The following is a 23,629-nucleotide window of genomic DNA, read 5'->3' on the forward strand; positions in this document are numbered from 1 at the left end:
TGCTATCCCACCAACCGACAATGGGGGGAATTTCGGCATAAAAAAGCCCCATCCTCAGATAGGACGGGGCTTTCAATTGTAATTATTTTTCCATTTTTCCCGGTTTGACTGTCATTTCTCCAGCAAAATCGATAAAAACTGCTTGGTTCGCTCCTGCCGAGGGCTTCCAAATATTTGCTCAGGTGGGCCTTCTTCGACGATTACGCCCTCGTCGATCATCATAATGCGGTCGGCCACTTCACGAGCAAACTTCATCTCATGCGTCACGATCATCATCGTGCGTCCTTCTTTGGCAAGCTCACGGATGACTTTCAATACCTCCTGCACCAATTCAGGATCGAGAGCCGAGGTCGGCTCGTCGAAGAGCAGCAGCTTGGGATCGATGGACATGGCACGCGCAATGCCGATCCGCTGCTGCTGACCGCCGGATAGCTGATGCGGGTAAGCATCTGCTTTATCCGCGAGCCCTACCTTATCGAGAAGCTCCAGCGCCCGCGTTCTTGCTTGCGCTTTCGTTCGGCGCAGTGCCGTAATCTGCCCCTCCATGACGTTCTGGATCGCAGTCAAATGAGGGAACAGATGATACGCCTGAAATACCATCCCCGTTTGCCGCCGCAGCGACAGCACGTCGGCAATCTTCGGCTTCACGCCGGGCCGAAAGTCGATGCTCGCATTGCCAATTGCAACCGAGCCCGAGGTCGGCACCTCCAGCACATTCAGGCAGCGCAGCAGCGTTGATTTGCCTGAACCGGACGGGCCAATCACGACGAGCACGCTGCCTTGCTCGAGGTGCATATCGATGCCTCTGAGCACAGGCGAAGAGCCGAACGATTTCGTTAGATTATGAACCTGAATCATCGCGCCTTCATCATGCTCCTCTACCCGGTATCATACCGTTCGTAATATCGTTCCAATCGGCGCTGGAGTGTGGATAGCACCGTGCACAGCAGCAGATAGATCAGCGCCACTTCGCAATAGATGAGCAGCGGCTCATAGACAACTGCACTAATTTGCTGCCCTTTCTGAAAAAGCTCCGTGAGCGTGAGCGTCGCCGCCAGCGACGTATCTTTCACCAAGCTGATAAATGAATTAGACAGCGGCGGCACGGACACTCGCGCCGCCTGAGGCAGAATAATCCGGCGCAGCGCCGTAATGCGCGTCTGCCCGAGTGAATAGGCCGCTTCCCACTGTCCGCGCGGAATCGAGATGATGGCGGCGCGTATGATTTCCGAACCATAGGCGCCCACACTTAGCGAGAACCCGATCACCGCCGATGGAAAGGCATCGATTGTAATGCCGACACTCGGCAGTCCGTAGAAAATAATAAAGAGCTGTACAAGCAGCGGCGTCCCTCGGATAATCCACACATAGAAGCGCGCCAATTGAGCCAGCGCTCGCATATCCGACAGCCGTACAAGCGCGGTTACGACGGCGAGCAGCAGCCCCAGCACGAACGAAATGATCGTTAACGGTACTGTAAAAGCTAACCCTGCCTTCAGCAAGGGCATGAAAGAATCGAGAAAGATGTGCAGCAGCCGCTCTGTGCGATCGCTCATATTGATCAACCGCCCTCTTTACTGCGATACATCCTCGCCGAAATAGGTTTTGGAAATCGTCAAATAGGTGCCGTCCGCTTTCATGTCCGCGAGTGCTTTATTAATGGCGGTGACCAGCTCCGCATTGCCTTTGTGGAGCAGCAAGCCGCTTTGTGAGGCGCTATTCGTCTCGTCGACTACTTTAATCGGAACATCCGGACGCTGCTTCTTCAAATCCAGGAAGCTCAGCTTATCGTTGATGGTTGCATCGATTCGGCCCGAGGTGAGCAGATCAATCGCTTGGTTAAAGCCGTCAATCTGCACAATCTCCGCACCGTTTGCTTTGGCAATGTCACCTAGATCGCTCGTCAGCGACTGCCCTGACTTCTTGCCTTTGAGATCAGCCAGCTTCTTGATGTCGTTGTTGCTCTCCTTCACGATGAGGACAGCCTTTGAAACAATATAGGGATCGGAGAAATCATATTTCTCCTTCCGATCGTCCCGAATGGTTACTTCGTTCGCTACCATATCGAAGCGATTCGCATCAAGTCCGGCTAACATGCCGTCCCATTTGGTTTCAACGAACTTCGCTTTAACGCCAAGCCGCTTGGCGACTTCCTCCGCGATCTGCACATCAAAGCCCGTAAGCTTCCCGTCTTTATCGTGAAAGGTGAACGGAGCATAGGTGCCTTCGGTACCAACGGTAATTTCCCCTTTTGCCTTAATCGTTTCCAGCATATTGGTGCCCGGCGCGTCGGCATGATTGTTTGATTCTTGCTTGCCGCATGCGGGCATAGTAATGGTCAGCAGCGCAGCAGCTGCAAGCGTCATATAGAAGCGGTTTGATCTAGCTATCATCGTTGTAATTCCCCCCATTGTTCTTTGGGGATAGTATGCTAACTTCTTCCTTGGTTCATTCCTCCTCGAATAAGCCATAGGATTTCGCAATTCGCCGCAATGATGGGCGCATTCGTTGACAGTCCGAAGGGCTGTACTATAATAAATAGAGCTACTTACATGGCTAGCAGAAAGGAAGTAACCTTATGAATCCACTGACAGGCGAATCCGCCGTCATGCCGCGCTCGAGACGGCTCTGGACGGCAGCCGTCCTAGGCTCGTTAAGCGCGTTCGGACCGCTGTCGCTCGATATGTATTTGCCCGCGCTGCCGAAGCTGGCAGATGATTTAAACACGAGTACCTCACTCGCGCAGCTCAGCCTAACCGCTTGCTTAATCGGACTTGCACTCGGGCAGCTGTTCGCAGGCCCAATCAGCGATGTTCGCGGCCGCCGACAGCCGCTGCTGATTGGCTTGCTGCTGTACACGGTATCTTCGCTGCTATGTGCAATCGCGCCATCGATCGGAACGTTCATCGTATTGCGATTCGTGCAGGGTCTAGCCGGTGCTGCCGGCATCGTCATCGCACGCGCGATTGTGCGTGACCTCTATACGGGGCCGGAGCTGACCAAGTTCTTCTCGCTGCTCATGCTGGTCAACGGCATTGCGCCGATTGCCGCCCCTATATTCGGAGGACAGCTGCTTCATTTTACGACTTGGCATGGCGTGTTCGTCGTGCTTGGTGCAATCGGTCTTATCATGTTTATCGCCGTACTTCTGGGTCTTCCCGAAACACTTCCGATCAACCGACGTGCAAAAGGCGGAATCCTAAATACCCTCTCGACGTTCCGCGGGCTGCTGACGAACCGTTCGTTCATGGGTTACGCACTCGCACAGGGCTTCGTCATGGCCGCGATGTTTGCTTATATCTCCGGCTCGCCGTTCGTCCTGCAGGATGTATATGGCGTATCGCCGCAGATATTCAGTCTCTGCTTCGCCATTAACGGGCTCGGCATTATCGTGGCAAGCCAAGTCGCCGGCCGGCTGGCTGGCCGAGTGGACGAGGTGAAGCTCCTCGTCACGGGACTTTGTCTGGCTGCGCTCGGCGGCGTCACGCTGCTGCTCATGCTGCTTATCCATGCGCCGCTGCTGCTCGTATTGCTGCCTCTCTTCTTCGTTGTCGCAAGCGTCGGGATTGTGACCACAATGGGCTTCTCGCTCGCGATGCGCAGTCAAGGCCATGCCGCCGGCAGTGCTTCCGCGCTGCAAGGACTCATGTCGTTCCTGTTCGGCTCCATCGTTGCGCCGTTTGTCGGCATTGCCGGCAGCAATACGGCCATTCCGATGGGGATCATCATTGCCGCGCTCGATATTCTGGCGCTGCTGATCTTCTTCATGCTAGTCGGCGGCAGATCGGCCATGGCAGACACAGCACAAAAAACCCCTTCATCCGGGCAGCAGCGCTAACATACGCTGCGTCCCCCGGTGAAGGGGTTTTTCTATACCATTATATTCGCTCAGCCAAACACGCGCTTGATCGCTTCCAGATAGGCCATCCCGTTCTTCGTATCCGGCTCCAAGTAGCTGCCTTCCGTCCACTCGTTCCACGCGTTAACCGTAAATGCCGGGAATCCATTCAGCTCTTGGGAGAGGAACTGCTTCATCCTCACCAGCGACAGCTCAAACTGCGCCGGAGTGTTGCCGGACAGCATGCCCATATACGGATAGCCCAGATTCTCATACCCATCGGATTGTACCGTCCTTGGCGAAGAGTCCCAGCCCATCGTCACATTCGGCAAATAAGGCAAGCCGTACATCGCGGAGAATTTCGACCAATCCTCAGTTGACTTCACGCTGATCTCAGCATAAGGCGTCTCCGGAAACGTCTGGAGCTCCTGATGGTGAATCCATACATACGAGGATATGCTGTCGATTCCCAGCGCAGCCAGAAGCTCGTTGCCGTTCGTGATCTTCTGCTCGCCGGGGAGAATCTGTACGCCCCATACGACTGCATTTACATGCAGCTCGCCGAGTCCTGCCGCACGAACCCGAGTACGGAAATCATCAAGCGCCTCTCTTGTCGCCTCGATGCTGCCGAGCCCTTTGACCAAGCTCATCAGCTCGTACACCGAGAAATACAGCTTACCATCCACACGCCAGTAATTCGGCCGAGTGAAGTACGTCCGGATCATGTGATCGGTTGCCTGTGTAAAGGCTTCACGGCTAACCGTGCCTTGCGCCAGAATATTATACGGCGTGCTCCGCTGAGCCGGATGGATATCCATCCAATCATGGTTCGCCCACATCAAGGCAAATTTCAATCGGCTGTTGTTGTCCGCGCCAAGAAAACCTTCCTCCAGCGCACGATCCAAATACGGCCCATCCTCATACCAATACCAATCAAATATAAACGTGTCGACGCCATGGTCGGCAGCGGCGTCAATTTTGCGCGACATGACGGCAGGGTCTGCTTCATCCTCGTAGCCCCACAGCGGCACTTTCGGCTGGTCGTGTCCTGCAAAACGCGGCTCGGCGCGCTTCGTGAGCTCCCACTCCGTCCACCCTTTACCATGCCAAGCTTCATTGCGCTTATCCACGTGATAGTTCGGAAAATAATACACGGCTACTTCAACTGGTTTACTCATCGTATCAATCGGCCTCCAATCGAATAAAGGATCATCTGCTAGGTCCATCCTACCCCAGCTGCGATGATCCTGTATTTGGAGCGCAGGCGTTAGTTTTTGCACAAAAAGCGAAAGGGCGGATGGGCGGGTCATCGCAAGCCGCTTCTAAGGAGTACCGCTCAAGGAATCTCCGTACGCCCGCGGCGGCATCCCTTCCAGCTTCTTGAAGAGGCGGCTAAAATAATGCAGATCCTCATAACCGCACAACGCCGCAATTTCGCCAACGGATAATTCTCCCTGGTGCAGCAGCTCTTTGGCGCGCTCCATCCGAAACCGCGCCAAGTAGCGCGTCCACGAGAGGCCGGTCGCTTGTTTGAACAGTGTCCGGGCATACTTAGCCGTCATGCCATAGCTGCGTACAATGCCGTCGATGTCGATCTCCGTGCGATAGCCTTGACGCATCAGCTCAATCATTTCCGCAATCATCGCCTTATGGGGGCTGTCCTGTTTGATCCCCTCGGAAGTGTGCGTATCCGCTAGCAGCAGCCCGATCACATCGAGCAGACAGGCGCGCATCCGCACCTGATAGCCGAATGGTTTGCGGGTGAACAGATCCAGCAGCTCCGCGAACCGTTCGCCGAATCGATGAGCGTGCGCTCCGGAATGGTGCACAGCCGGCAGCTCGAAATCAGTGAACTTCAGCGTCTGTCGCTCCAGCAGCTCCTCCTGCACCGGAACCTCGGGTAGATTCGCATAGTCCACTTTTACATATACATCATCGGAGAAATCCTGCTCCCGGCCCAGATAGATCGGGTCGAAGTGGCAGGCATAATAAGCGAAGGAACCACCTTCCGTCACCCGGCACGCATTAAGTGTGAGTGGCGGAATGATATGCAGATCGCCTGCTCGCAGCACATAGTCCACATCGCCGAGCGTGTAGCAAGCACTGCCTTTTGTTACGTAAATAAACTCGTAGTCGTAAATCACTCTGCGCGGCACGCGGTAGTGCTCATCGCCTTCATTGTAGTGAATATACCGCACGTATGGGGCCAGCTGCAGCAGGCCGATCGGTATAGGTTGCGACATGCAGCGATGCCTCCCGGTACAATAGGATAATTATAGTATAGGTGATCTATGGCGGTAGTTGCTAAGTCAAAATCATACGCATAGCAAACAACGCGAGCGCCGCGCACATGATGCGAATGAGCAGCTTGCTGCCGATTTTGCGCGAGATAATCGCTCCAACATAACCGCCAATCAGCGCCCCTGGCGCAAGCGGCAGCACAAGCTGCCAGTCCCACTCGCCGCGATACAGATGCATGCCGCTGCCGAACAGTGCCGAAACCAAGATGACGGACATCGACGTCGCCGTCGCGATATGCGGCGGAAACCGGAATAGCAGCACCATGGCCGGAATAAGCAGCACGCCTCCTCCGATGCCAAGCAATCCGGAGATTAGGCCAACTCCTCCTCCGATGAGCAGAGCAGGCAGCATGCTGTAACCATATTCGAGCTGCGCTCCGTTTCCGTCTATGTAGGACGTTGTGTATCGCCATGTTCCGCGAAACGGTTTGATGCGGCTGCGAAGCAGCAGCAGTACGACCATGAACAGCATGAAATAGCCGAACGCTCGGCGGAAAACATCCGGCTCAAACAGCGATGTCAAGCTGGCGCCGACCACCGACATGGGACCGCTTGAGATGGAGAAGAAGAGCGCGCAGCGAAGATCGGTTTTGCCCTCTCTATAGAACGTGATCGTCGAAGTCAGCGAAGTAAATACGAGTACGCCAAGCGACACGCCGACCGCCAGCGTTGTATCGATGTCCATGCCCAGCATGGACGGACCGAGCAGCAGCAGCGCAGGTATAATGATCACGCCGCCTCCGAGACCGACGACGGCACCGAAGGTCGAAGCGACTAATCCCAGTACGAACAGAACAAGCAGTGTGGGCACGTCCCACATGAAACCATTAAGAGCCAGAGTCATGACGCGTGTTTACCCTCATTTCGGTGTTGTAGCCTCTGCCTCCTATTATACAAAAATAAGAGCTCCCCCGCGTCCATGAACAGACACTCGGGAAAGCCCTTATTGTTTATAAGAAATGATGGATATCATTATTCCGTCGCTTCACCTTCCGCTGCTTCTTCTTCGGCAGCAGCTTCTTCCGCAACTTCCTCGGATTCTTCAGCTTCTACAGCTGCTTCTTCTTCAGAAGATGCTTCTTCTTCAGATGCTTCTTCCTCGGATTCTTCTGCCGCTTCCTCAGCTTCTTCAGCTGCTTCTTCGGCTTCCTCGGATGCTTCAGCCGCTGCTTCTTCTGCAGCTTCTTCGCTAGCTGCAGCTACTTCCTCTGCTGCTTCCAGCTCGCTTGAAATTTCTTCTGAAATTACCTCTTCCTCATGGCTCATAGTAATCACCTCCTGGGTTGTTGTTACTATTATTGTAGCGCTTTCATAGAAGGAAACAAGAGTGTAAAATGTCGGAAAATAGCAGTTGCAAAATTTATTTTACGATATTCATAGATTGTGACGAAAAGGCGCAAAAACTACGTAAAATAGGCGTTTCTTGCATGTTTGCGGCAGGGTCTGGTCAGACTAAATGAGGCGAATTCCGAAGGAGGTAACCACATGGATCAAACGAGCGATTTCGTGAACAAGGTGCACGATACGCAGGCCAAAGCCGAAGGCAACAAACAGCGCCAGGGCAAGGGTGCCCCGGCCAAACAGCTGGGTAACAAACAGCACGCCACGAACAAGTAGCCTCGGGCGGTTTGGACAGGAAAAAGGCGGTGCAGGTGTATTCCTGCACCGCCTTTTTGGGCTGGCTTCGTATTCGACTACCATGTAGACCCCTGGGTTAGCTTCATGCACGAAATTTGCTGCATTTGCTGTCATGTAGATCTCAGGACGCGCTACTTGAGCCATATTTGCCGGATTCGCTGTAATGTGGATCTGTAGGTGGGCTTCTTGTGACGGAATGAGTGCTTTCGCAGCCATGTGGACCTCTAGGTGGGCTTCTTGAGCTAATTTCGCTAATTTCTCAGCCATGTGGACCTCTAGGTTAGCTTCTTTAGTTGCTCTGCGTGCTACTCTTGCTCGTTGCCACCACTTTTCGGAGGATGTGTGGTTCTGGGTACTACTCTTTACTCGTTCGCGCCGACTTTCGGCGGATGTGTGGTTCTGGGTACTACTCTTTACTCGTTCCCGCCGACTTTCGGCGGATGTGTGGTTCTGGGGGCTACTCTTTGCTCGTTGCCACCGCTTGCGCGCGGATGTGTGGTTCTGGATGCTACTCTTCGCTCTCGTCCGCCGCCCGCAGCGCTTCCATGATCTCCTCTGCGGCGCGCTGGCCGGTTTCGACGGCGCCGTTCATGTAGCCTTGGAAGACGACGGAGGTGTGTTCTCCGGCAAAATGGCAGGCGCCTTTGCTGCCCTCGCGCTCCCCTTCGATGCCCGTAAACTTGGTGTACTGCCCCACCTTGCGGTAAGCGTACGAACCGAGCGAGAAGGGATTGCCCGGCCAGTAGTCGCGCGTCACCTTGCCGTTCCAGCGCTGTGTCATACCGGGTATCACCGCCTCCAACTGATGCAGGAACTGCTGCGCTCGCTCCGGCAGCGAGCCGAGGTTCATCCCCTCTGCCACATTACCCCCAGTGTACGCAACCAGAATACCCGATTTACCTGGCTGACCGCGGGTGACATCGAATGTATTTTGATACCCGCCGTCTGTGATGGTGTCGCCGTTACAGCCGGTCGAAGTCCAGTGGCGGTCGGTGAATTGTACATGAAGCTTGCTGTTTGCCCCCATGCCGAGCTCTTCGATCGCTGCAAGCTTGAGCGGCCGAAACCCCGCCTTGCTGTAATCCACGGAACTGCGCAGTATCGAGAACGGGATCGTGAGCACCACATGCTCCGCTGCCACCTCATGCGTACCGCTCCGATCCTGCAGGGTCAGCCGGTAGCTGCCATCTGCCGCCTCCGCAATCGCGATTAACCGGCAGCCGCGCTGCAAGGTGCCCGGCGCAAGCCTGTCCATCAGCCGATGCGCGATTTGATCGTTCCCCCCGCGCACATGGTACCGCTCATCCGACACGCCGAACACGCTAAACTTCTCCCCTTCCGGGATGTAATCGTGCAGATACAGGAAATTCAAGGCGCTTTGCTGCGAGGACTCCGCCCCGTACTCGATGTTGCAGGCAATATCGATCAGCTTCCCAAACTTCGAAAGCTTGCCGCCGGGCACACTTTCTTCAATCCAATCCACCACCGACATCCGGTCGAGCTCAAGCCCCCGCGGCGTATATTGGTTATACATTGTCGGAAATCCGGCCGCCTTCAAGTCCGCATTCAGCTTCGGCACTACCGCCTGGAAGTCTCGCGTCGCGTCCGCCAGCGTGTAAGGCGCGCCGTCAAAGTAATAGCAAGGCTCCGTACCCCCCACCTCAGCAGCCAGCAAATCATTCAGCGCAAGCCCAAGCTCCTCAATCAGCCCGCGCAACGCAACATGACCGGTATCAATCAGCATACCGCCGCGCTCAATCGACTGCCCATCGTCAAAAGCGCCGCGCCGGGTGTCCACGCGGCCGGGAATCTTTTTATGATCAGCCTCGAACACTACCGGTGTGAAGCCTGCCTGCTCCAGCCGATATGCGCATGTCAGACCAGCGAGGCCGCCTCCAATAATGGCAATTCGGGATGCGAGTACAGAGCGTGAAGCTTGTACCGGGGGATGAAAAGGGGAAGTAACAGGCTCGGCATGAGGCAGTGCGAGCGGATGGGCGGCTTTTCTTTTCCATTCGTATATGACTTGTTCAAAAGGGATTTTTCTCTGGTTAGCCTCTTCAAGAACGACATACATGTCTTTAAATAATCGAGCCAGCGCGGTATGAGGCATACGATCCTCCTTCATGGACTGTTCCACTATCTTTCTATCAATCTAGTACTATGTATGTGCAGTCCGAATGGAAGAGGAAACGGCGCTCTGCGATTTTCCGCGCACAACAAAGAAGCCCACAACTCTTAAGCAAGAGTCATGGGCCTCAGCCTCGTTTAGATACCTTTAGTCGATATAGCCGGCAATGCCTTTATCCATCAAATATTCCATCTCAACGTCCAAAATCGTTTCCACCGTCAGCTCGTCCAGCTTCAGCCCCGGCCGGCTCAAAATATAATCCACCAGCTCGTCGCTGTCGATATTCACTTCGCCATTCTTATCTTCTTGCGCGTTGTTGATAAACGTCTGCTCATGCTGCAGCACTTGCTCGATGCTGCTCGGTGCAGCTTTTGTTTTACCGGCGATGAACTGAACCATCTCTTGCATGTTGATTTCTTCACTCATGTGGGGTCAACTCCTAGTCGGGTAATTGTGGTAAAACCATTGTATCATCACAGTTAGGGAATCAGCAAAATTTTGCCCGTACTCGCACGGCTCTCCAGATAGCGATGGGCCTCAGCGCCATCGGCAAGCGGGAATGTTGTGGGCTCCGATAGGCGAAGCCTGCCCTCCAGCATATCCGCAAACAACGTTCTACCGCGCCTGCTGCGTTCTTCGGCTGATGTGATGTGGTTCCAGAGATCGCCGCCGGTTAGGGTTTTGCTCGTATCCATCAGCATCCGCGGATCAACCGGTGCCGGATCGCCTCCTGCCATTCCGAAGAAAACGACCGTACCTTTGATCCGAACCGCTTTAAAGCTGTCCATCAACGTAGAACCTACGGAATCGTAAGCCACATTGAAGCCTGCAGACGAAGACCATTTTAACACGTCACTCACCCAATCTGTGTTATACAGGAACACCTCGTCGGCCCCTGCCTCGAGCGCTGCATCACGTTTCTCCGGGCTGGATGTCAAGCCGACGACCTGAGCTCCTCTAGCCTTGCATAATTGAATGAGCAGCTGACCAACACCACCTGCCGCTGCGTGAACAAGCACCTTATCACCTTGTTTCACCACGTAGCTGTCGTTCACAAGATATTGCGCCGTCAGCCCTTGCAGCAGTACGGCTGCGGCTGCCTCGTAGCTGATGCCTTCCGGAAGCTTGATGACTCGGTCAGCAGGCACAAGGACAAGCTCCGCATTCGCATGCGGTACATCCGCGAACCCGACGCGGTCTCCGACTTGAATGCCCTCCACATCAGAAGCAACCTCCTCGACCACGCCAGCTCCCTCATAACCCAGTATGTAAGGCGGCTCACCGACCAGATGGTAGTTACCGCGCCGCCGATAGATATCCGCATAATTGAGACCGATCGCTTGTGTGCGAACTTTTATAGTGCCTTCCTGAAGCGCCGGCTCCGGGATATTTTGAAGGGTCAGCACCTCCGGCCCTCCGAATGTATGGAAAACTAATGCTTTCATATTGTTGTCTGTCACCTCGCCATGGATTCAACCTCTAGCTTACTCTTAACGCGTGCTCGTCTCAAGTTGGCCCAACTAAAGCGGAACCCCCTCGCTTAGGATATCCTCCGAAAAAATGATACAATACCTCTACAGTAACGTTCGGTCTATACCGTTTCAGCGTGAGTAAGGGGATGTTCATGGTGATGCCAAGCAATGGGAGCAGTGGGAGCAGTGGGAGCAATGAAATATATAGGGAAAAGATAGAGGAAGATGCTCGTCGCATTTTAATTGTGACGGCTGTCGATGCCGAGCGAGACGCCGTGCTGCGCGGGCTCGGCCCGGAGGCGGCGCAGTTTCACGTGATCGCCGCGGGTGTTGGCCCGTCGGCGGCCGCAGCCGTAACGGCGGCGACGCTGGCGCTGGGTGGCGGCGCGGGTACGGCGCGGACGAGCATTGCCGAGGATAGCGCCGCGACTGCGAGCTCCATTCCGGCGAGCATAGACGCCGGTGGAGCGAGTTCCGCCGAGGCTGGCGGCCGAGCGGCTAGCGCGGACGCTGCTGCAGGGAGCGCGCGTGGCGCTGAAAGCGGGAGCTCCGCCGGCTCGGCGAGCTTCGGCGATGGCGCAAGCGCCGCCGAGTCGGCGGCCGGCTTCGCTGGCAAGAGCAGCGCCGGCGCGACCACGGGCGGGTACCGCCTGGTCGTCAGCGCAGGCATCGCCGGCGGCTTCGCCGGGCGGGCCGCGCTCGGCTCGCTTGTGGTCGCGAGCGAGATCATCGCCGCCGACCTAGGCGTCGAGACCCCGGGCGGCTTCGCCAGCGTAGATGAGCTCGGTTTCGGCTCATCCCGCTCCGGGGTCTGCGCGCGCAGCGCGAGCGCTTTGGCCGCGGCGCTTAGCGCGGCCGGTCTGCCGGTTGTCACGGGGCCGGTGCTCACCGTGACAACGGCAACAGGCACTGCCGCCACAGCGGCGGAGCATGTGCGGCGAGTGCCGGAAGCCGCAGCCGAAGCGATGGAAGGCTTCGGCGTGGCAAGCGCAGCCCGGCATTTCGGCGTGCCGGTGCTGGAGCTGCGCGCGATCTCGAACGCGGTCGGCCCGCGTGACCGCGAAGCGTGGCGCATCGGCGACGCGCTTCAAGCGCTTGAGCGCGGCAGCGCAATTCTAAAGGAGGTGCTCCAATGACAATGAATATAGCGTTCTCTCCATGTCCGAACGATACCTTTGTATTCCACGCCTTGGTGCACGGATTGATTCCGGGGGCACCGGAGTTTGATGTGACCTACGCGGATATCGATATTACGAACAATTGGGCGGCGAAAGGCGCCGGTCCCGAGATACTCAAAATCTCCTACGCCGCACTGCCATGGGTGCTCGATGATTACGCTCTGCTGCCTTGCGGCGGCGCACTAGGCCGCGGATGCGGTCCACTCGTGCTGACCAAAGGCGAAGCAGGCAATCCGGCTGCGCTCGCAGGCAAAAGAATTGCCGTGCCAAGCGATCGCTCGACTGCTTACCTGCTATTCCGTCTGTGGGCGGCACAGCTTGTCCCTGACGGTAATATGGAAATCGTCGTCATGCCCTTCCATGAAATCATGCCCGCGGTCAGAGACGGCTCCATCGACGCGGGTCTCGTCATCCATGAAGCCCGCTTCACCTATCAGAACTACGGTCTCAACATGATGGCTGACCTTGGCAGCTGGTGGGAATCCGATACCGGTCTGCCTATTCCGCTCGGCGCCATTATCGTCCGCCGTTCCCTCGATGCAGCATCGCTCACATCGTGGATCCGTGCCTCGGTCGAATACGCCTGGGAACATCCTGAAGAGTCTGCTGCTTATGTCATGCAGCATGCGCAGGAGATGTCGCCGGACGTTGCCAAGCAGCACATCGCGCTGTATGTCAACGACTACTCGGCGAGCCTCGGCGAAAGCGGCTATGCCGCCGTCGAAGCACTCCTCGGACGAGCTGCCGAAGAAGGCCTTGTGCCGACATTCGACCTAGCCAAGCTTCGCCTCTAAACTCACAAAAACAAGAGCTGCCCCAAAAGTATCCGACTTTTGGGGCAGCTCTTGTTTTGCATAATCATTTTCACAAAGTGGCTAGAGTCCACTCAGGAAATGTTGCAGAAAATGCAGCATTCCACCCCTCTAAGTGGCCTCAAACGTCCCAATGTTGCAGATTATGCAACATATTAACTCTTATAGCAGCAATGAGGCGCTCGGAGAAGAAAATGTTGCATATAGCGCAACATTCCCTCAATGAGACCTCATTTCCGTAAAAAATGTTGCATGAAATGCAGCATTTCAAAACCGACCCGTAGCAGCTTGCCACAAGCGAGCATTGGGGTCCGAGTTGCCGGGGTGTTGCGTTGTTGAGCTATTTTATTGCTGGGTTACCGGTTATGGTGTTGTTGAGCTAGTTATTACTGAGTTTACCGGGTATGGAGCTGTTGAGCTACTATTACTGGGTTTCCCAGTTTCCCAGTATGGCCTTGTTGAGCTACTTATTGCCGGGTTACCGGTTATGGTGTTGTTGAGCTACTTATTGCTGAGTTTACCGGGTATGGAGCTGTTGAGCTACTTATTGCTGGGCTGCCGAGTGTTGCGTTGTTGAGCTGCTTTAATGCTATGTTGCTGGGTATTAGGTGGCTGGGTTACCCAGATTGCTACCCCTTCCCCCAGCCCCAAGCTCCCGCTCCAACAATTGCTGATTGCCCAGATGGAACTTGCGCAAATTGCGAGGGAACAGGCAGCCTTCAATCAGCGCATCGATAGCGGCCTGATCTCCTGCAGCGACGGCTTCCCGCATCGCCGCTATGTATGCAAAATCCGCCGTTTGACGGCGTTTCATCTCCTCCACATCCATGGTCGAGTTCCCGTGACCCGGGATCAACCGCACGATGGAATGTGCAGCCAAGATCGTATCCAGCTTGCGGATGCTCGCTTCGTACAATGTGCTGCTGAAATAGATATAAGGAAACTCAATATCCGACCAATAATCACCGGCAAGCAGCAGCCCAAGCGGCTCCACCACCGTGTACATGCCATCATCATTGTGCCCCGGCGACAGATAGAAAGTCAGCTTCGTTTCGCCGGCCAGCCGCAACACCTGACCATCGTACTCCGCTCGGTGCTGCACAACCGGATAAGCGATCTCATAGTCACGCTCCAAATAGTAGCTGTCCTCGAAGTCCCGAATTTGCTCGAGAATAGCATCCTTCTCAGCCGCATTCTTATCCGCCAGCGCAGCAGATGCAATCACTTGCGCATCCGGAAAAGCCCCGTATCCGATAATATGATCGTAATCCGAGTGCGTGAACAACACATATTTCGGTCTTCCACCTGCCACCTCTTCGGCATATTGCTTGATCTCTTCTACCTCATGAGGCAGCCAGCACGGGTCGACGATAATAATGGCATCCTCGGTCTCAATGACGGCCGACATCGTTTTATACAGCGCACTCTCAAACAGCGTCAGCGCCCCGTCTTTTAGTTTAATCATAACAACCGCAGCCTCCCTAATTGGTCCCGAATTTATTACGATGTATTTCACCGCAATCCCACCTATAAACAAACAATCGCCCTCCAACCTAAGCTTGGAGAGCGACCCATCTCTATTTCGATTATAATTCAGCAGCGGCAGTAGCAGTAGTTGTCTTCGCAATCTGCATAAGCCGCTTCATATCGCGAAACCCGATTAATCTCTTGCTGGGCTCATGCCACAAACGGAAATTAAGCGAGCTCAAGCTCGTAAGAATCGTAATCGTTCTAACATCCTGCATACGCGGGTTCGTCTCATGAACCGCTTCCAAGTTATAGTTTGGAATCCGAGGGCTTAAATGGTGGATATGATGGAACCCGATGTTGCCCGTGATCCAGTGCAGAATACGCGGCAATTTATAATAAGAGCTGCCATGCATGGCGGCCTTCACGAAGTCCCATTCGGCATCCGCCTCATAATACGACTCCTCGAATTGATGCTGCACATAAAACAACCAAATCCCCGCAATACTTGAGATAAAGAAGATCGTACCCTGAATCAGAAGAAATGCCTGCCAGCCAACAGCCCAGCAAAGCAGGGCAGCTACAGCTACAATTCCGGCATTCGTGATATACGTGTTTATCCGCTCTTTCGTGCTCGCCCGTTTGCGATTGAAACGATAATCGATCAAGAAGATGTAAATCGGGCCAATCGTAAACATAATAAATGGATTGCGATACAACCGATACACGAGTCGGCGCAGCGGTGAAGCGCTCAAATATTCGTCAACTGTCAGCGTCCAAATATCTCCCGTACCTCGACGATCGAGGTTGCCGCAAGTCGCATGATGGACTGTGTGGCTTTGCTTCCATTGCATATAAGGGACATAAGTCATGATGCCCGTAATGGTGCCGACGATATCATTGGCTTTACGATTTTTGAAAAATGACTTGTGACAGCAATCATGGAAAATAATAAAAGTCCGAACGAGAAATCCGCCTGCGATAATTGAAACACCGACTGTCAACCAAGGGGAGATGGATAAGCAGAGGTAAGCAGCGAGCCATAACAGCACTACAGGTCCGATCGTATTGATGATTTGCCAAATACTGTTCTTGAGCTTCGGTCGTTCAAATGCTGCAATTTCCTTACGCCAATGGCCTTGCTCTGCTTCTATCATTAGGTTGTTTAGTCCTCTCTCTACGCTGCTATTCTCAGTCTTATTGTATCAATAACGGTACTACGAAAGATAGGCACAAGTCGTTCCATTAATTCTTACGAACTTTAGGAGGTGCCCTGATGATTTATGACTGCATCATCATCGGCGGCGGAATCGCCGGACTGCAGGCGGCTATTCAGCTCGGGCGGTATGCGATGCACGACGTGCTCGTCATCGATTCCGATGATGGACGCTCCAAGATCTGCCGCAGCTATCGAAATCTGCTGGGATATCCAGGTGGTGTATCCGGCTATACTCTTCGACAGGCAGGTCTTGCGCAGGCGGCCGATTATGGCATCCCAGTCATAACGGATACCATTCTCGAAGCTCGCAGCATCTCCGCCAGCTTGTTTGAGCTTCACGGCAGCAAGACCGGGAGCGCGACTTACCAATCGCGGACGTTGCTGATTGCTACAGGCGTCATGGATCGGCTGCCGGATTATCCGGAGCTGCGGCCATGTCTGGGACTCACCGTATTCGTCTGCCCGGATTGTGACGGATACGAGATAAGGAATCGCAGCACGCTCGTGCTCGGAGCCGGCGACGCAGGTGCCCGCATGGCGCTCACTTTGCGCACATGGACGGACAAGCTGCTCTATATCGACCAAGCACCGGAGTCGCAGACAACAAGCGCCCCCTTGCAAGAGCAGCTGGCATCCGCTTCGATCGCTTATCGGAGAGCGGAGCACCTGAGCATCAATGCCGATAGCGATGGCAATCTGCAGGGCGTCATCTTGCAGGATGGCACCCACATCGAGGCAGATCGCGCGTTTCTCGCTTATGGCGGCAATGAGGTGAGATCCTCGCTCGCCCGTCAGCTAGGCGCCAAGCTGCACGAGAACAGCCATATCTGGACCGATTCGCGAAGCAAAATGACCAGTATCCCCGGCGTCTGGGCAGCCGGTGACGTCGCCGTACATGCCGAGCAGGTGTCCATCGCAATGGGCGAAGGCGCACAAGCTGCCATCTGGATTCATAAAACATTGCTGAACATGAGGCGGCCGCAGCGGCCGTAGCCGCAGGCGACGTACGTGATCGGGCCGATGAGTTGCCTACGCCGGCCTTTCACGCCACATATCCGGATCAGCAAAGCTCCAATTCTTCAGCGAGCCTCACTTGTTCGCAATATGTACTTTAAGCAGCTTCCCTTTCACGGTCGTGTTCTTCATCGCCCGCAGGACAAGGGAACCTTTGCCGTTCAAAATCTCCACGAAGGTCGCGCTATCCTCAATCGTAATAATGCCGATATCTGCTGCAGTCATCCCTTCCAGCTTCGCGATCGTCCCGACAAAGTCCACTGTCCGCAGCTTCTTCTTCTTCCCGCCGCCAAAATACAGCTTCGTAATATCCTGACTCAGCAGCTCTCGTTTATCGAGGCGCGGCGCATCCATTGCGCTAAGCTTCTCTTCGAAGGCTTCCTTAGCTTCAGCAACCTGTGCTGCACTTGGCGGATCTGCCCGCGGCAGCTCGAAGCCGATATAGCCTTGAATATCGTCGAGGTATCTGCCCTCACTCGGCGTAGCGAACGTAATTGCGATACCGCTCTGTCCTGCGCGCCCGGTGCGGCCCGTACGATGTACGAAGTTCTCTTTGTCCATCGGCAGGTCATAGTTGATGACATGCGTAATATTCTCGATATCGATCCCGCGGGCCGCCAGATCGGTTGCCACTAGGTAGCGGAACTCCCGCCTGCGGAAGGCATGCATGACGCTGAAACGATCATTTTGCTCCATGCCTCCGTGGATTTTGTCACAGGGATATCCGCTTTGTCTTAGCATACGGCTGACCTGGTCAACTGCTTCCTGCGTGCGGCAGAAAATCATGCAGCTGTCCGGATTTTGGATCGTAGTGACTGCTTTCAGCAGCTCCGGCTTTCTCTCGTCCTTCACGATGTAGAGCGTGTGAGCAATCCGATCCGTCGTAATGCCTGCCGTTTCGATCTCGATATCAACAGGGTCCTTCATATGTCGATGGCACAGCTGCTCCACGTCCGGCGGCAGCGTTGCGGAGAACAGCAGCGTGACTCGGTCCTTGGGCAACTCTTTGATGATGGACTCCACCTGCTCGATAAATCCGCGGTTAAGCATCTCATCCGCTTCATCGATGACCAGGTAACGCAGCCGATCAACATCCAGAGTCCCGCGGTTGATATGATCCAGCACGCGCCCGGGCGTACCCGCGACGATATGGACCTTCTGCTGCAGCTCCAGCTTCTGCTGGGCGAACGGCTGCTTGCCATAAATGGCAACCACCTTAATGCGCTTGAATCTGCCGATATTAATCAGATCCTCTTTGACCTGCCCCGCCAGCTCACGCGTTGGCGTGAGCACAAGCGCCTGCGGTCTGTTCTCCTCCCATTCCACGAGCTCGCAGATCGGAATGCCGAAGGCGGCCGTTTTGCCGCTTCCGGTCTGGGATCGAACGGTGAGGTCGCGCTGCGCGAGCACCTCCGGGATGACTTTGCTCTGAACCGGTGTCGGCTCCGTATAACCAAGATGATCTAGTGCACGAACGATTTCCTCGCTTAATGGATACGTGTGAAAAGGGTTTACTTGCATAATTGCTCCTTCGCCGAATCATTGGGATGTTACTAGTATATCCTAATTTTACCTCGATGCCGTTGTTTTGGTACAATAGCCTTACCATGAAATTGTGACAGCAGGGGGTTCATCCCAGTGCATGAAGGGAAAATCATCAAATTCTACCGCGAACGAGCAGAATTGACACAAGATCAATTGGGACTTGGCATCTGCTCGGACACCCATATCAGCAAAATCGAACGGGGCATTACCGACTACTCCCAAGAAGTGCTTGACCTGCTGTGCGTGCGGCTTGGCATCAGCATGGATTGCGAGCTGGCGAAGTTCAGCAACATCAAGAAAAGGCTGTACGACTGGCATGATGCCATCGTGAAGCAGTTATCCGCGGACATGGAAATTATCAAGGCGGAGCTCGAGCAGGAAGCGCTTCTGCGAATCTCCGAGTATGAAAAGCTTTATTTGCTGCTTCAAGCGAAGTACCTGCTGCTTAAGAATGAGGTGGAGATGGCGCTGCGCATCATCAATCGCATTCGCAAAACAGCGGAGCGGCTGCCTGACTTCGAAAGCAACCTCCTGAAGCATGTAGAAGGCATCTATCATATATCCAAGCAGAATCATGTAGAGGCCGTCGCAACGCTCAAGACCATTAACGATAAGGAATATAATAACCCGGAGTATTTCCACCATTTGGCTATGGCCTATCATACGATGAGGTCTGAGGTCATGGCCTACTTCTACGCAGAGAAAGCACGGAATTTCTTCAAAGAGATGAACTGCTTCCTCCGTGTCATCGATGCGGAGATGCTGATGCTCATTCAAGTGCAGGATGATCCGCAGCATGATTTTAAAGAAGTGATCGCACGGTTCGAGAATTTAATTCAGAGCTGCGATATGTGCAATGCGCCGGACCGAAAAGCCAAAGTCATACATAATTTAGCCTATGAGTATTTGCGTCGTAAGGAATTCAAGAAGTCGAGCGGCTTCTACAAACAATCCATGGAGCTTAAGAATCCTCGAACGCTTCCTTATTTGCTGTCGTTAGAAGGCTATCTTCGGAGCTGTTTCATGGGAGGTCTGCTGCAAGCGGAAGAGCTGGAGCGGCTGGCCCAGGCGGGCCTGACAGGCGCTAAGGCTTTAAAGGATCAAGTCTTCATCTTACTCTTCACGATGCTGCTCCTCCTGATCAATGGCAAAGAGGCGGAGTACTACCAGTATATGAACGACGAGGCGCTGCCGGTCTTTCGCAAATTCGGCTATGTGTATCTCATCAGACGGTCAGAACAGCAATTGTTTCATTATTACGCAAGAACAGGTAATGCGGAAGCAGCACTTCGAATGGGGCATTATCTTATAGAGGATCACGACATCCTCTAACTGCGCGATTCAAACAAATGACCCGCAGCAGGAAACACTTCTTTTTAAAGTGTCCCTGTGCGGGTCATTGTTTGTTAGAAAGAAACTATTTTCTGGTGCGTTTTTTGGAGGATGTTTTTGTGCGTTTGCCGCGTTTCACGCTCGAAACCATGACATCTTTCTCGGAATACGTGTAGCAGTGTTGATATACAGGGCAGCAGTGATGCTGCTTTACAACTTCTACGGCGTGAACAACGTTTACAAGCTGCGGATGGAAGACGTTCTCGTATTGCGTAACCGGAGGATCATAGATGGTTTGTGTAGGGCAGTCTGGACAGAATTGGTCGTTTGCGCCTGCCACCATGTTAGGTCCCATATTCGGCCCCATGTTTGGACCCATGTTTGCACCGGCAACTTGGCCCATGTGTGGATAATTACGTTTCAAGGTATTATCTCCTTCCTTGTTTTGGAATACACCACATTGTATTCACAGACGAGCAAGGCGGCCTGTACGCTTGCCATGGAAGGCGATGGCCTTCCGCGATTGCGCGGTTTTCCGTTCGGGAGAGATGCCGGGGATCCTACAGCAAACACGAAAAAAGCCGCCGGCGATGCTGCAATTTCATTAAGATAAGTAACTTAATGACAATGCAGCATCGCCGGCGGCTTTACGAAATATAGAATTAGAGCGCTTTGACCTCAAGCAGCTCATACACGATAACGCCCATCGGTGCATTTACATTGATCCGGCTGCCAACCGTTTTGCCCAGCAGCTCTTTGCCAAGCGGGCTCTCGTAGGAAATTTTGTTGTCCTGTACATCCGCTTCCGCCGGAGCTACGATTTGATATTCAATCCGTTCGTTGAACTCCACATCGTTCAAGATGACGCTCGAGCCGATTTGAACCGAACCTGAATTATTCGGGTCAGTCTCCACGATGCGGGCCGTATTGAGCATTTTCTCTAAGATGATGACGCGTGTTTCTAAGAATGATTGATCATTCTTCGCGGAATGATATTCGCTGTTCTCTTTCAGGTCCCCGTAACTAATGGCAAGCTTAATCCGTTCGGCCAGCTCCTTGCGTTTCACGTACTTGAGGTCGTCAAGCTCCTCCTGCAATTTAGCAAAGCCCTCTTTAGTCAAAATCATTTCTTCGTTAGACATCGTTACAGCTCCCGTTCCATGGTATTCCTCTATTCTACCTGATTTAGGGCCGTATGTCGCCTCAGGTGCCCACCCCAATAATTGTTGACAAAAAAAAGGCTCCCTATAAGAGGGAAACCTTTACAAAAATTGTTAAGCTATTCTGTCATTAAAGATCAATCGCCACATGGGGTTTACTGTAATGACTCACTCCCCCGCCGCCTACCAAAACCTTGCCGCCACTAGGGAAAACAAGCAATTTGGAAGCGCCGGTACTCAGCAGCACGGTTACCTTCGCATCCTTTCGGGTGGCCGTATACACGACATATCCGCTTCCGGTTAGTGAGGTTCTCCAATACTTTCCAAACTCCGAGCGGACTACCCGGCTGGAATAGACCTGGTTCTCGCGTTTGACCACCTTGGCTTGACCTTTAGCTCTGGCCATCACTCGCATCCATCCTTCATCGCGTAGTTACTACTACGCTATCCTATTCAGATGATGGCGAGACGATTGGACATAGGGGTACATAGACATCAAGCTCTGAATCCGCTCGGCCTTCTTGGAAACGGGCATCGTAGTATTCAAAATCAAAGCCGCTGTCATCCAAGCTGCGCAGCGCCTCGCCGGAAGCCGGGAGCCACTCCCCATAAATATAATGGAATGTTTCACCGAGCAGTTCGGTTGAACCAACATGCGTGAAGACCGCATATCTTCCGCCGGGGATGGTGAACACCCGAGCCTCTCCCGGCATCGTTGCCGCCGGGTCTGCCACCTCGGTGCCGGCCAAATAAGCAAACTGCCTCTCCCGATCTCCGCTTGATTGCGGATTGTAAATTTCCAGACCGAAACAAATCTGTTCGTTTACCTTACCCGGAATACTCGCCCAGACGCGGCTGAGCGATTTCCAGGCCTGTGCAATGTTGCGATCCTTCGACGTATCCGTCGTGCATAACACGCCTGCGAGATGAATCATCTCGCGGTCAATCAACACCGGTTCTCTCATCGTACATGCTCTCCTTCGCAGGGATTGGGGAGGCTCCCCGAATCGTTTCATAAACGAGCGAATAAAGGATTCATGGCTCCCATATCCGATATCAAAGCCGATTCCCGTGCCCGACTGCTCCGAGCCCCGCAGCCTTCTCGCCGCATACGCCAAACGGCGCTCTCGAATATAGTGGGACAGCGTCTCTCCCGTGCAAGCATAGAACAGCCTGTGAAAATGAAACGGAGAATACCCCGCAAGCTTAGCAAGCTCCTCCAACCGAAGCTCCTCCTGCAAATGCTCCTCCGCATATCCGGCGGCCCGCCATATTCCGGCATACCGCTCTTCCTCTTCCATTCGGATCACCTCCTTACCATTCATGTTAGGCCATCCCTGCCCCGAGCACCTGACATTTCTTGCGAAGCTGCACAAAAAAGGCGCATCGCCTAGTATGACACGGGATGCGCCTGCTTAATCTGGTTGCTTATACGGTAGCTTTGATTTGCTTACTGCGCAGTTGGCCGCAGGCGGCGTCGATATCCGTTCCGTGCTCGAGACGGACGCTAACGCTGACGGATTGCTTCTTCAATGTATCGTAGAAGATGCGGATCGATTCCTGCTCGCTGCGCTGATACTGGCTGTGTTCATCGACCGGATTGTACGGGATCAAGTTCACGTTCACAAGCTGACGGCGATCGCCGATAAGCTCTGCAAGCTGCAGGGCATGCTCCGTCTGGTCATTAACATCCTTGAGCAAAATATATTCCAGCGTCACACGGCGCTTATTCTTGCTCAGGTAATAATCGATGGCCTTCATCAACGGCTCGATCGGAATAGCGCGATTGATCTTCATGATGCGCGTGCGCAGCTCATTGTTCGGCGCATGCAGCGAAACCGCCAGATTAACGCCGAGGTTGCGATCGGTGAACGCTACGATTTTGTCAGCTAAACCGCTTGTGGAAACGGTAATATGTCTAGCCCCGATGGCAAGACCCTTATGATCCTTGACGGTTTCGATGAAGTCGACCATGTTCTCGAAATTATCGAACGGCTCCCCGATCCCCATCACGACGATGTGGCTGACCAATTCGCCTTGCTGCGCGGCATCCAGATGCACTTGCACCTTCATAATCTGGCTGACGATTTCGCCCGCTGTCAGGTCGCGGCTCTTAGCAAGCAGGCCGCTTGCACAGAAGCTGCAGCCGATATTGCAGCCGACCTGCGTCGTTACGCAGACGGACAACCCGAATTTATGCCGCATGAGCACGGTCTCGATCAGATTGCCGTCATGCAGCTTGAGCAGGAACTTAATCGTGCCGTCCGCCGATTCTTGTTTCGTATGTTCGCCGAGCGTCTGAATGTCGAAGTGCTCTGCCAATAACGCCAGGCAAGCTCCATTCACATCCGTCATCGCCCCGAATGTCGTAACCCGTTTCCGGTACAGCCAATCCCATACTTGCCGCGCGCGCGACGGTTTATGTCCATGCTCCCCAAGCCAGTTTGTGAGCTGGTCGAATGTGAAGCCATATATGGATGGTTTATGTTGCATATCCGTTATCCTCTTTTCAACACCTTGTAT

At 53.9% G+C, this 23,629-nt stretch carries 24 protein-coding genes; 6 read left to right on the forward strand and 18 right to left on the reverse strand.

Features of this window, described 5'->3' with window-relative positions; genetic code table 11:
• Positions 1-111: 111 nt before the first annotated feature.
• Genes AC0YNS_RS22260 through AC0YNS_RS22270 form a run of 3 tightly spaced genes read right to left on the reverse strand, consistent with a single transcriptional unit; the run spans position 112 to position 2,366 of the window.
• Entirely contained in the window at positions 112-858 is a 747-nt protein-coding gene (locus AC0YNS_RS22260) for an amino acid ABC transporter ATP-binding protein (RefSeq protein ID WP_475783152.1), read from the reverse strand.
• A gap of 20 nt (positions 859-878) precedes the next feature.
• On the reverse strand, positions 879-1,556 hold the full coding sequence (locus AC0YNS_RS22265) for an amino acid ABC transporter permease (protein WP_475783153.1): 678 nt from the start codon (positions 1,554-1,556) through the stop codon (positions 879-881).
• 18 nt (positions 1,557-1,574) lie between these two features.
• Positions 1,575-2,366 (reverse strand): amino acid ABC transporter substrate-binding protein, encoded by a 792-nt coding sequence (locus AC0YNS_RS22270; RefSeq protein WP_475783324.1) that lies wholly within the window; start codon positions 2,364-2,366, stop codon positions 1,575-1,577.
• Between the two features lie 212 nt (positions 2,367-2,578).
• Between AC0YNS_RS22270 and AC0YNS_RS22275 the strand changes: the two genes are divergently transcribed.
• Positions 2,579-3,838, forward strand: coding sequence for a multidrug effflux MFS transporter (locus AC0YNS_RS22275; RefSeq protein WP_475783154.1), 1,260 nt, complete (start codon positions 2,579-2,581; stop codon positions 3,836-3,838).
• Positions 3,839-3,888: 50 nt separating this feature from the next.
• Here the strand turns inward: AC0YNS_RS22275 and AC0YNS_RS22280 are convergent, their stop codons facing one another.
• From AC0YNS_RS22280 to AC0YNS_RS22295, 4 genes are all read right to left on the reverse strand, one after another.
• On the reverse strand, positions 3,889-5,016 hold the full coding sequence (locus AC0YNS_RS22280; protein ID WP_475783155.1) for a glycosyltransferase WbsX family protein: 1,128 nt from the start codon (positions 5,014-5,016) through the stop codon (positions 3,889-3,891).
• Positions 5,017-5,160: 144 nt separating this feature from the next.
• Positions 5,161-6,081 carry a helix-turn-helix domain-containing protein gene (locus AC0YNS_RS22285; RefSeq protein WP_475783156.1) on the reverse strand — a complete coding sequence of 307 codons (921 nt, stop codon included), beginning with the start codon at positions 6,079-6,081 and terminating at the stop codon, positions 5,161-5,163.
• A 61-nt stretch (positions 6,082-6,142) separates the two neighbouring features.
• A complete protein-coding gene (locus AC0YNS_RS22290) occupies positions 6,143-6,982 on the reverse strand; it encodes a sulfite exporter TauE/SafE family protein (protein WP_475783157.1) in 840 nt (279 codons plus the stop codon).
• Between the two features lie 128 nt (positions 6,983-7,110).
• Positions 7,111-7,404 carry a hypothetical protein gene (locus tag AC0YNS_RS22295; RefSeq protein WP_475783158.1) on the reverse strand — a complete coding sequence of 98 codons (294 nt, stop codon included), beginning with the start codon at positions 7,402-7,404 and terminating at the stop codon, positions 7,111-7,113.
• 219 nt (positions 7,405-7,623) lie between these two features.
• Here AC0YNS_RS22295 and AC0YNS_RS22300 point away from each other — a divergent pair, with 219 nt between their 5' ends.
• A complete protein-coding gene (locus tag AC0YNS_RS22300; RefSeq protein ID WP_090980254.1) occupies positions 7,624-7,755 on the forward strand; it encodes a DUF4023 domain-containing protein in 132 nt (43 codons plus the stop codon).
• A gap of 529 nt (positions 7,756-8,284) precedes the next feature.
• Here AC0YNS_RS22300 and AC0YNS_RS22305 read toward each other — a convergent pair.
• The 3 genes from AC0YNS_RS22305 to AC0YNS_RS22315 form a co-directional block, all read right to left on the reverse strand.
• Positions 8,285-9,889, reverse strand: coding sequence for a flavin monoamine oxidase family protein (locus AC0YNS_RS22305; RefSeq protein WP_475783159.1), 1,605 nt, complete (start codon positions 9,887-9,889; stop codon positions 8,285-8,287).
• A 165-nt stretch (positions 9,890-10,054) separates the two neighbouring features.
• Entirely contained in the window at positions 10,055-10,333 is a 279-nt protein-coding gene (locus tag AC0YNS_RS22310) for a hypothetical protein (RefSeq protein ID WP_090980258.1), read from the reverse strand.
• A 53-nt stretch (positions 10,334-10,386) separates the two neighbouring features.
• Complete coding sequence (locus tag AC0YNS_RS22315; protein ID WP_475783160.1) at positions 10,387-11,352, reverse strand: quinone oxidoreductase family protein; 966 nt, start codon at positions 11,350-11,352, stop codon at positions 10,387-10,389.
• Between the two features lie 467 nt (positions 11,353-11,819).
• Between AC0YNS_RS22315 and AC0YNS_RS22320 the strand changes: the two genes are divergently transcribed.
• Together AC0YNS_RS22320 and AC0YNS_RS22325 are read left to right on the forward strand one after the other, a co-directional pair.
• Entirely contained in the window at positions 11,820-12,515 is a 696-nt protein-coding gene (locus tag AC0YNS_RS22320; protein ID WP_475783325.1) for a futalosine hydrolase, read from the forward strand.
• A gap of 2 nt (positions 12,516-12,517) precedes the next feature.
• The gene (locus tag AC0YNS_RS22325) at positions 12,518-13,351 is read left to right on the forward strand and encodes a 1,4-dihydroxy-6-naphthoate synthase (protein ID WP_475783326.1); all 834 of its coding nucleotides are present in this window, start codon (positions 12,518-12,520) and stop codon (positions 13,349-13,351) included.
• Between the two features lie 622 nt (positions 13,352-13,973).
• Here the strand turns inward: AC0YNS_RS22325 and AC0YNS_RS22330 are convergent.
• Entirely contained in the window at positions 13,974-14,834 is an 861-nt protein-coding gene (locus AC0YNS_RS22330) for an MBL fold metallo-hydrolase (RefSeq protein ID WP_475783161.1), read from the reverse strand.
• Positions 14,835-14,955: 121 nt separating this feature from the next.
• Positions 14,956-15,993 carry a Delta(5) desaturase DesA gene (gene desA / locus AC0YNS_RS22335; protein WP_475783162.1) on the reverse strand — a complete coding sequence of 346 codons (1,038 nt, stop codon included), beginning with the start codon at positions 15,991-15,993 and terminating at the stop codon, positions 14,956-14,958.
• Positions 15,994-16,112: 119 nt separating this feature from the next.
• On the opposite strand from desA, the gene AC0YNS_RS22340 reads away from it, so the two are divergent.
• Positions 16,113-17,048: an NAD(P)/FAD-dependent oxidoreductase gene (locus AC0YNS_RS22340; RefSeq protein ID WP_475783163.1), complete on the forward strand. Its 936-nt coding sequence runs from the start codon at positions 16,113-16,115 to the stop codon at positions 17,046-17,048.
• A gap of 96 nt (positions 17,049-17,144) precedes the next feature.
• On the opposite strand, the gene AC0YNS_RS22345 is transcribed toward AC0YNS_RS22340, so the two are convergent.
• The gene (locus AC0YNS_RS22345) at positions 17,145-18,590 is read right to left on the reverse strand and encodes a DEAD/DEAH box helicase (RefSeq protein ID WP_475783164.1); all 1,446 of its coding nucleotides are present in this window, start codon (positions 18,588-18,590) and stop codon (positions 17,145-17,147) included.
• A 117-nt stretch (positions 18,591-18,707) separates the two neighbouring features.
• Between AC0YNS_RS22345 and AC0YNS_RS22350 the strand changes: the two genes are divergently transcribed.
• Positions 18,708-19,946, forward strand: a complete 1,239-nt coding sequence (locus AC0YNS_RS22350) for a helix-turn-helix domain-containing protein (protein ID WP_475783165.1) — start codon at positions 18,708-18,710, stop codon at positions 19,944-19,946.
• An 85-nt stretch (positions 19,947-20,031) separates the two neighbouring features.
• Here AC0YNS_RS22350 and AC0YNS_RS22355 read toward each other — a convergent pair whose 3' ends face one another.
• From AC0YNS_RS22355 to rlmN, 5 genes are all read right to left on the reverse strand, one after another.
• Entirely contained in the window at positions 20,032-20,370 is a 339-nt protein-coding gene (locus AC0YNS_RS22355; protein WP_090980272.1) for a hypothetical protein, read from the reverse strand.
• 238 nt (positions 20,371-20,608) lie between these two features.
• On the reverse strand, positions 20,609-21,088 hold the full coding sequence (greA, locus tag AC0YNS_RS22360; RefSeq protein WP_475783166.1) for a transcription elongation factor GreA: 480 nt from the start codon (positions 21,086-21,088) through the stop codon (positions 20,609-20,611).
• 148 nt (positions 21,089-21,236) lie between these two features.
• Positions 21,237-21,512, reverse strand: coding sequence for a hypothetical protein (locus AC0YNS_RS22365; RefSeq protein ID WP_475783167.1), 276 nt, complete (start codon positions 21,510-21,512; stop codon positions 21,237-21,239).
• A gap of 43 nt (positions 21,513-21,555) precedes the next feature.
• A complete protein-coding gene (locus AC0YNS_RS22370) occupies positions 21,556-22,431 on the reverse strand; it encodes an AraC family transcriptional regulator (RefSeq protein ID WP_475783168.1) in 876 nt (291 codons plus the stop codon).
• Between the two features lie 103 nt (positions 22,432-22,534).
• Positions 22,535-23,599 (reverse strand): dual-specificity RNA methyltransferase RlmN, encoded by a 1,065-nt coding sequence (gene rlmN, locus AC0YNS_RS22375; RefSeq protein ID WP_475783169.1) that lies wholly within the window; start codon positions 23,597-23,599, stop codon positions 22,535-22,537.
• Between the last annotated feature and the right edge of the window lie 30 nt (positions 23,600-23,629).

Source organism: Paenibacillus sp. J22FR21 (assembly GCF_056269135.1).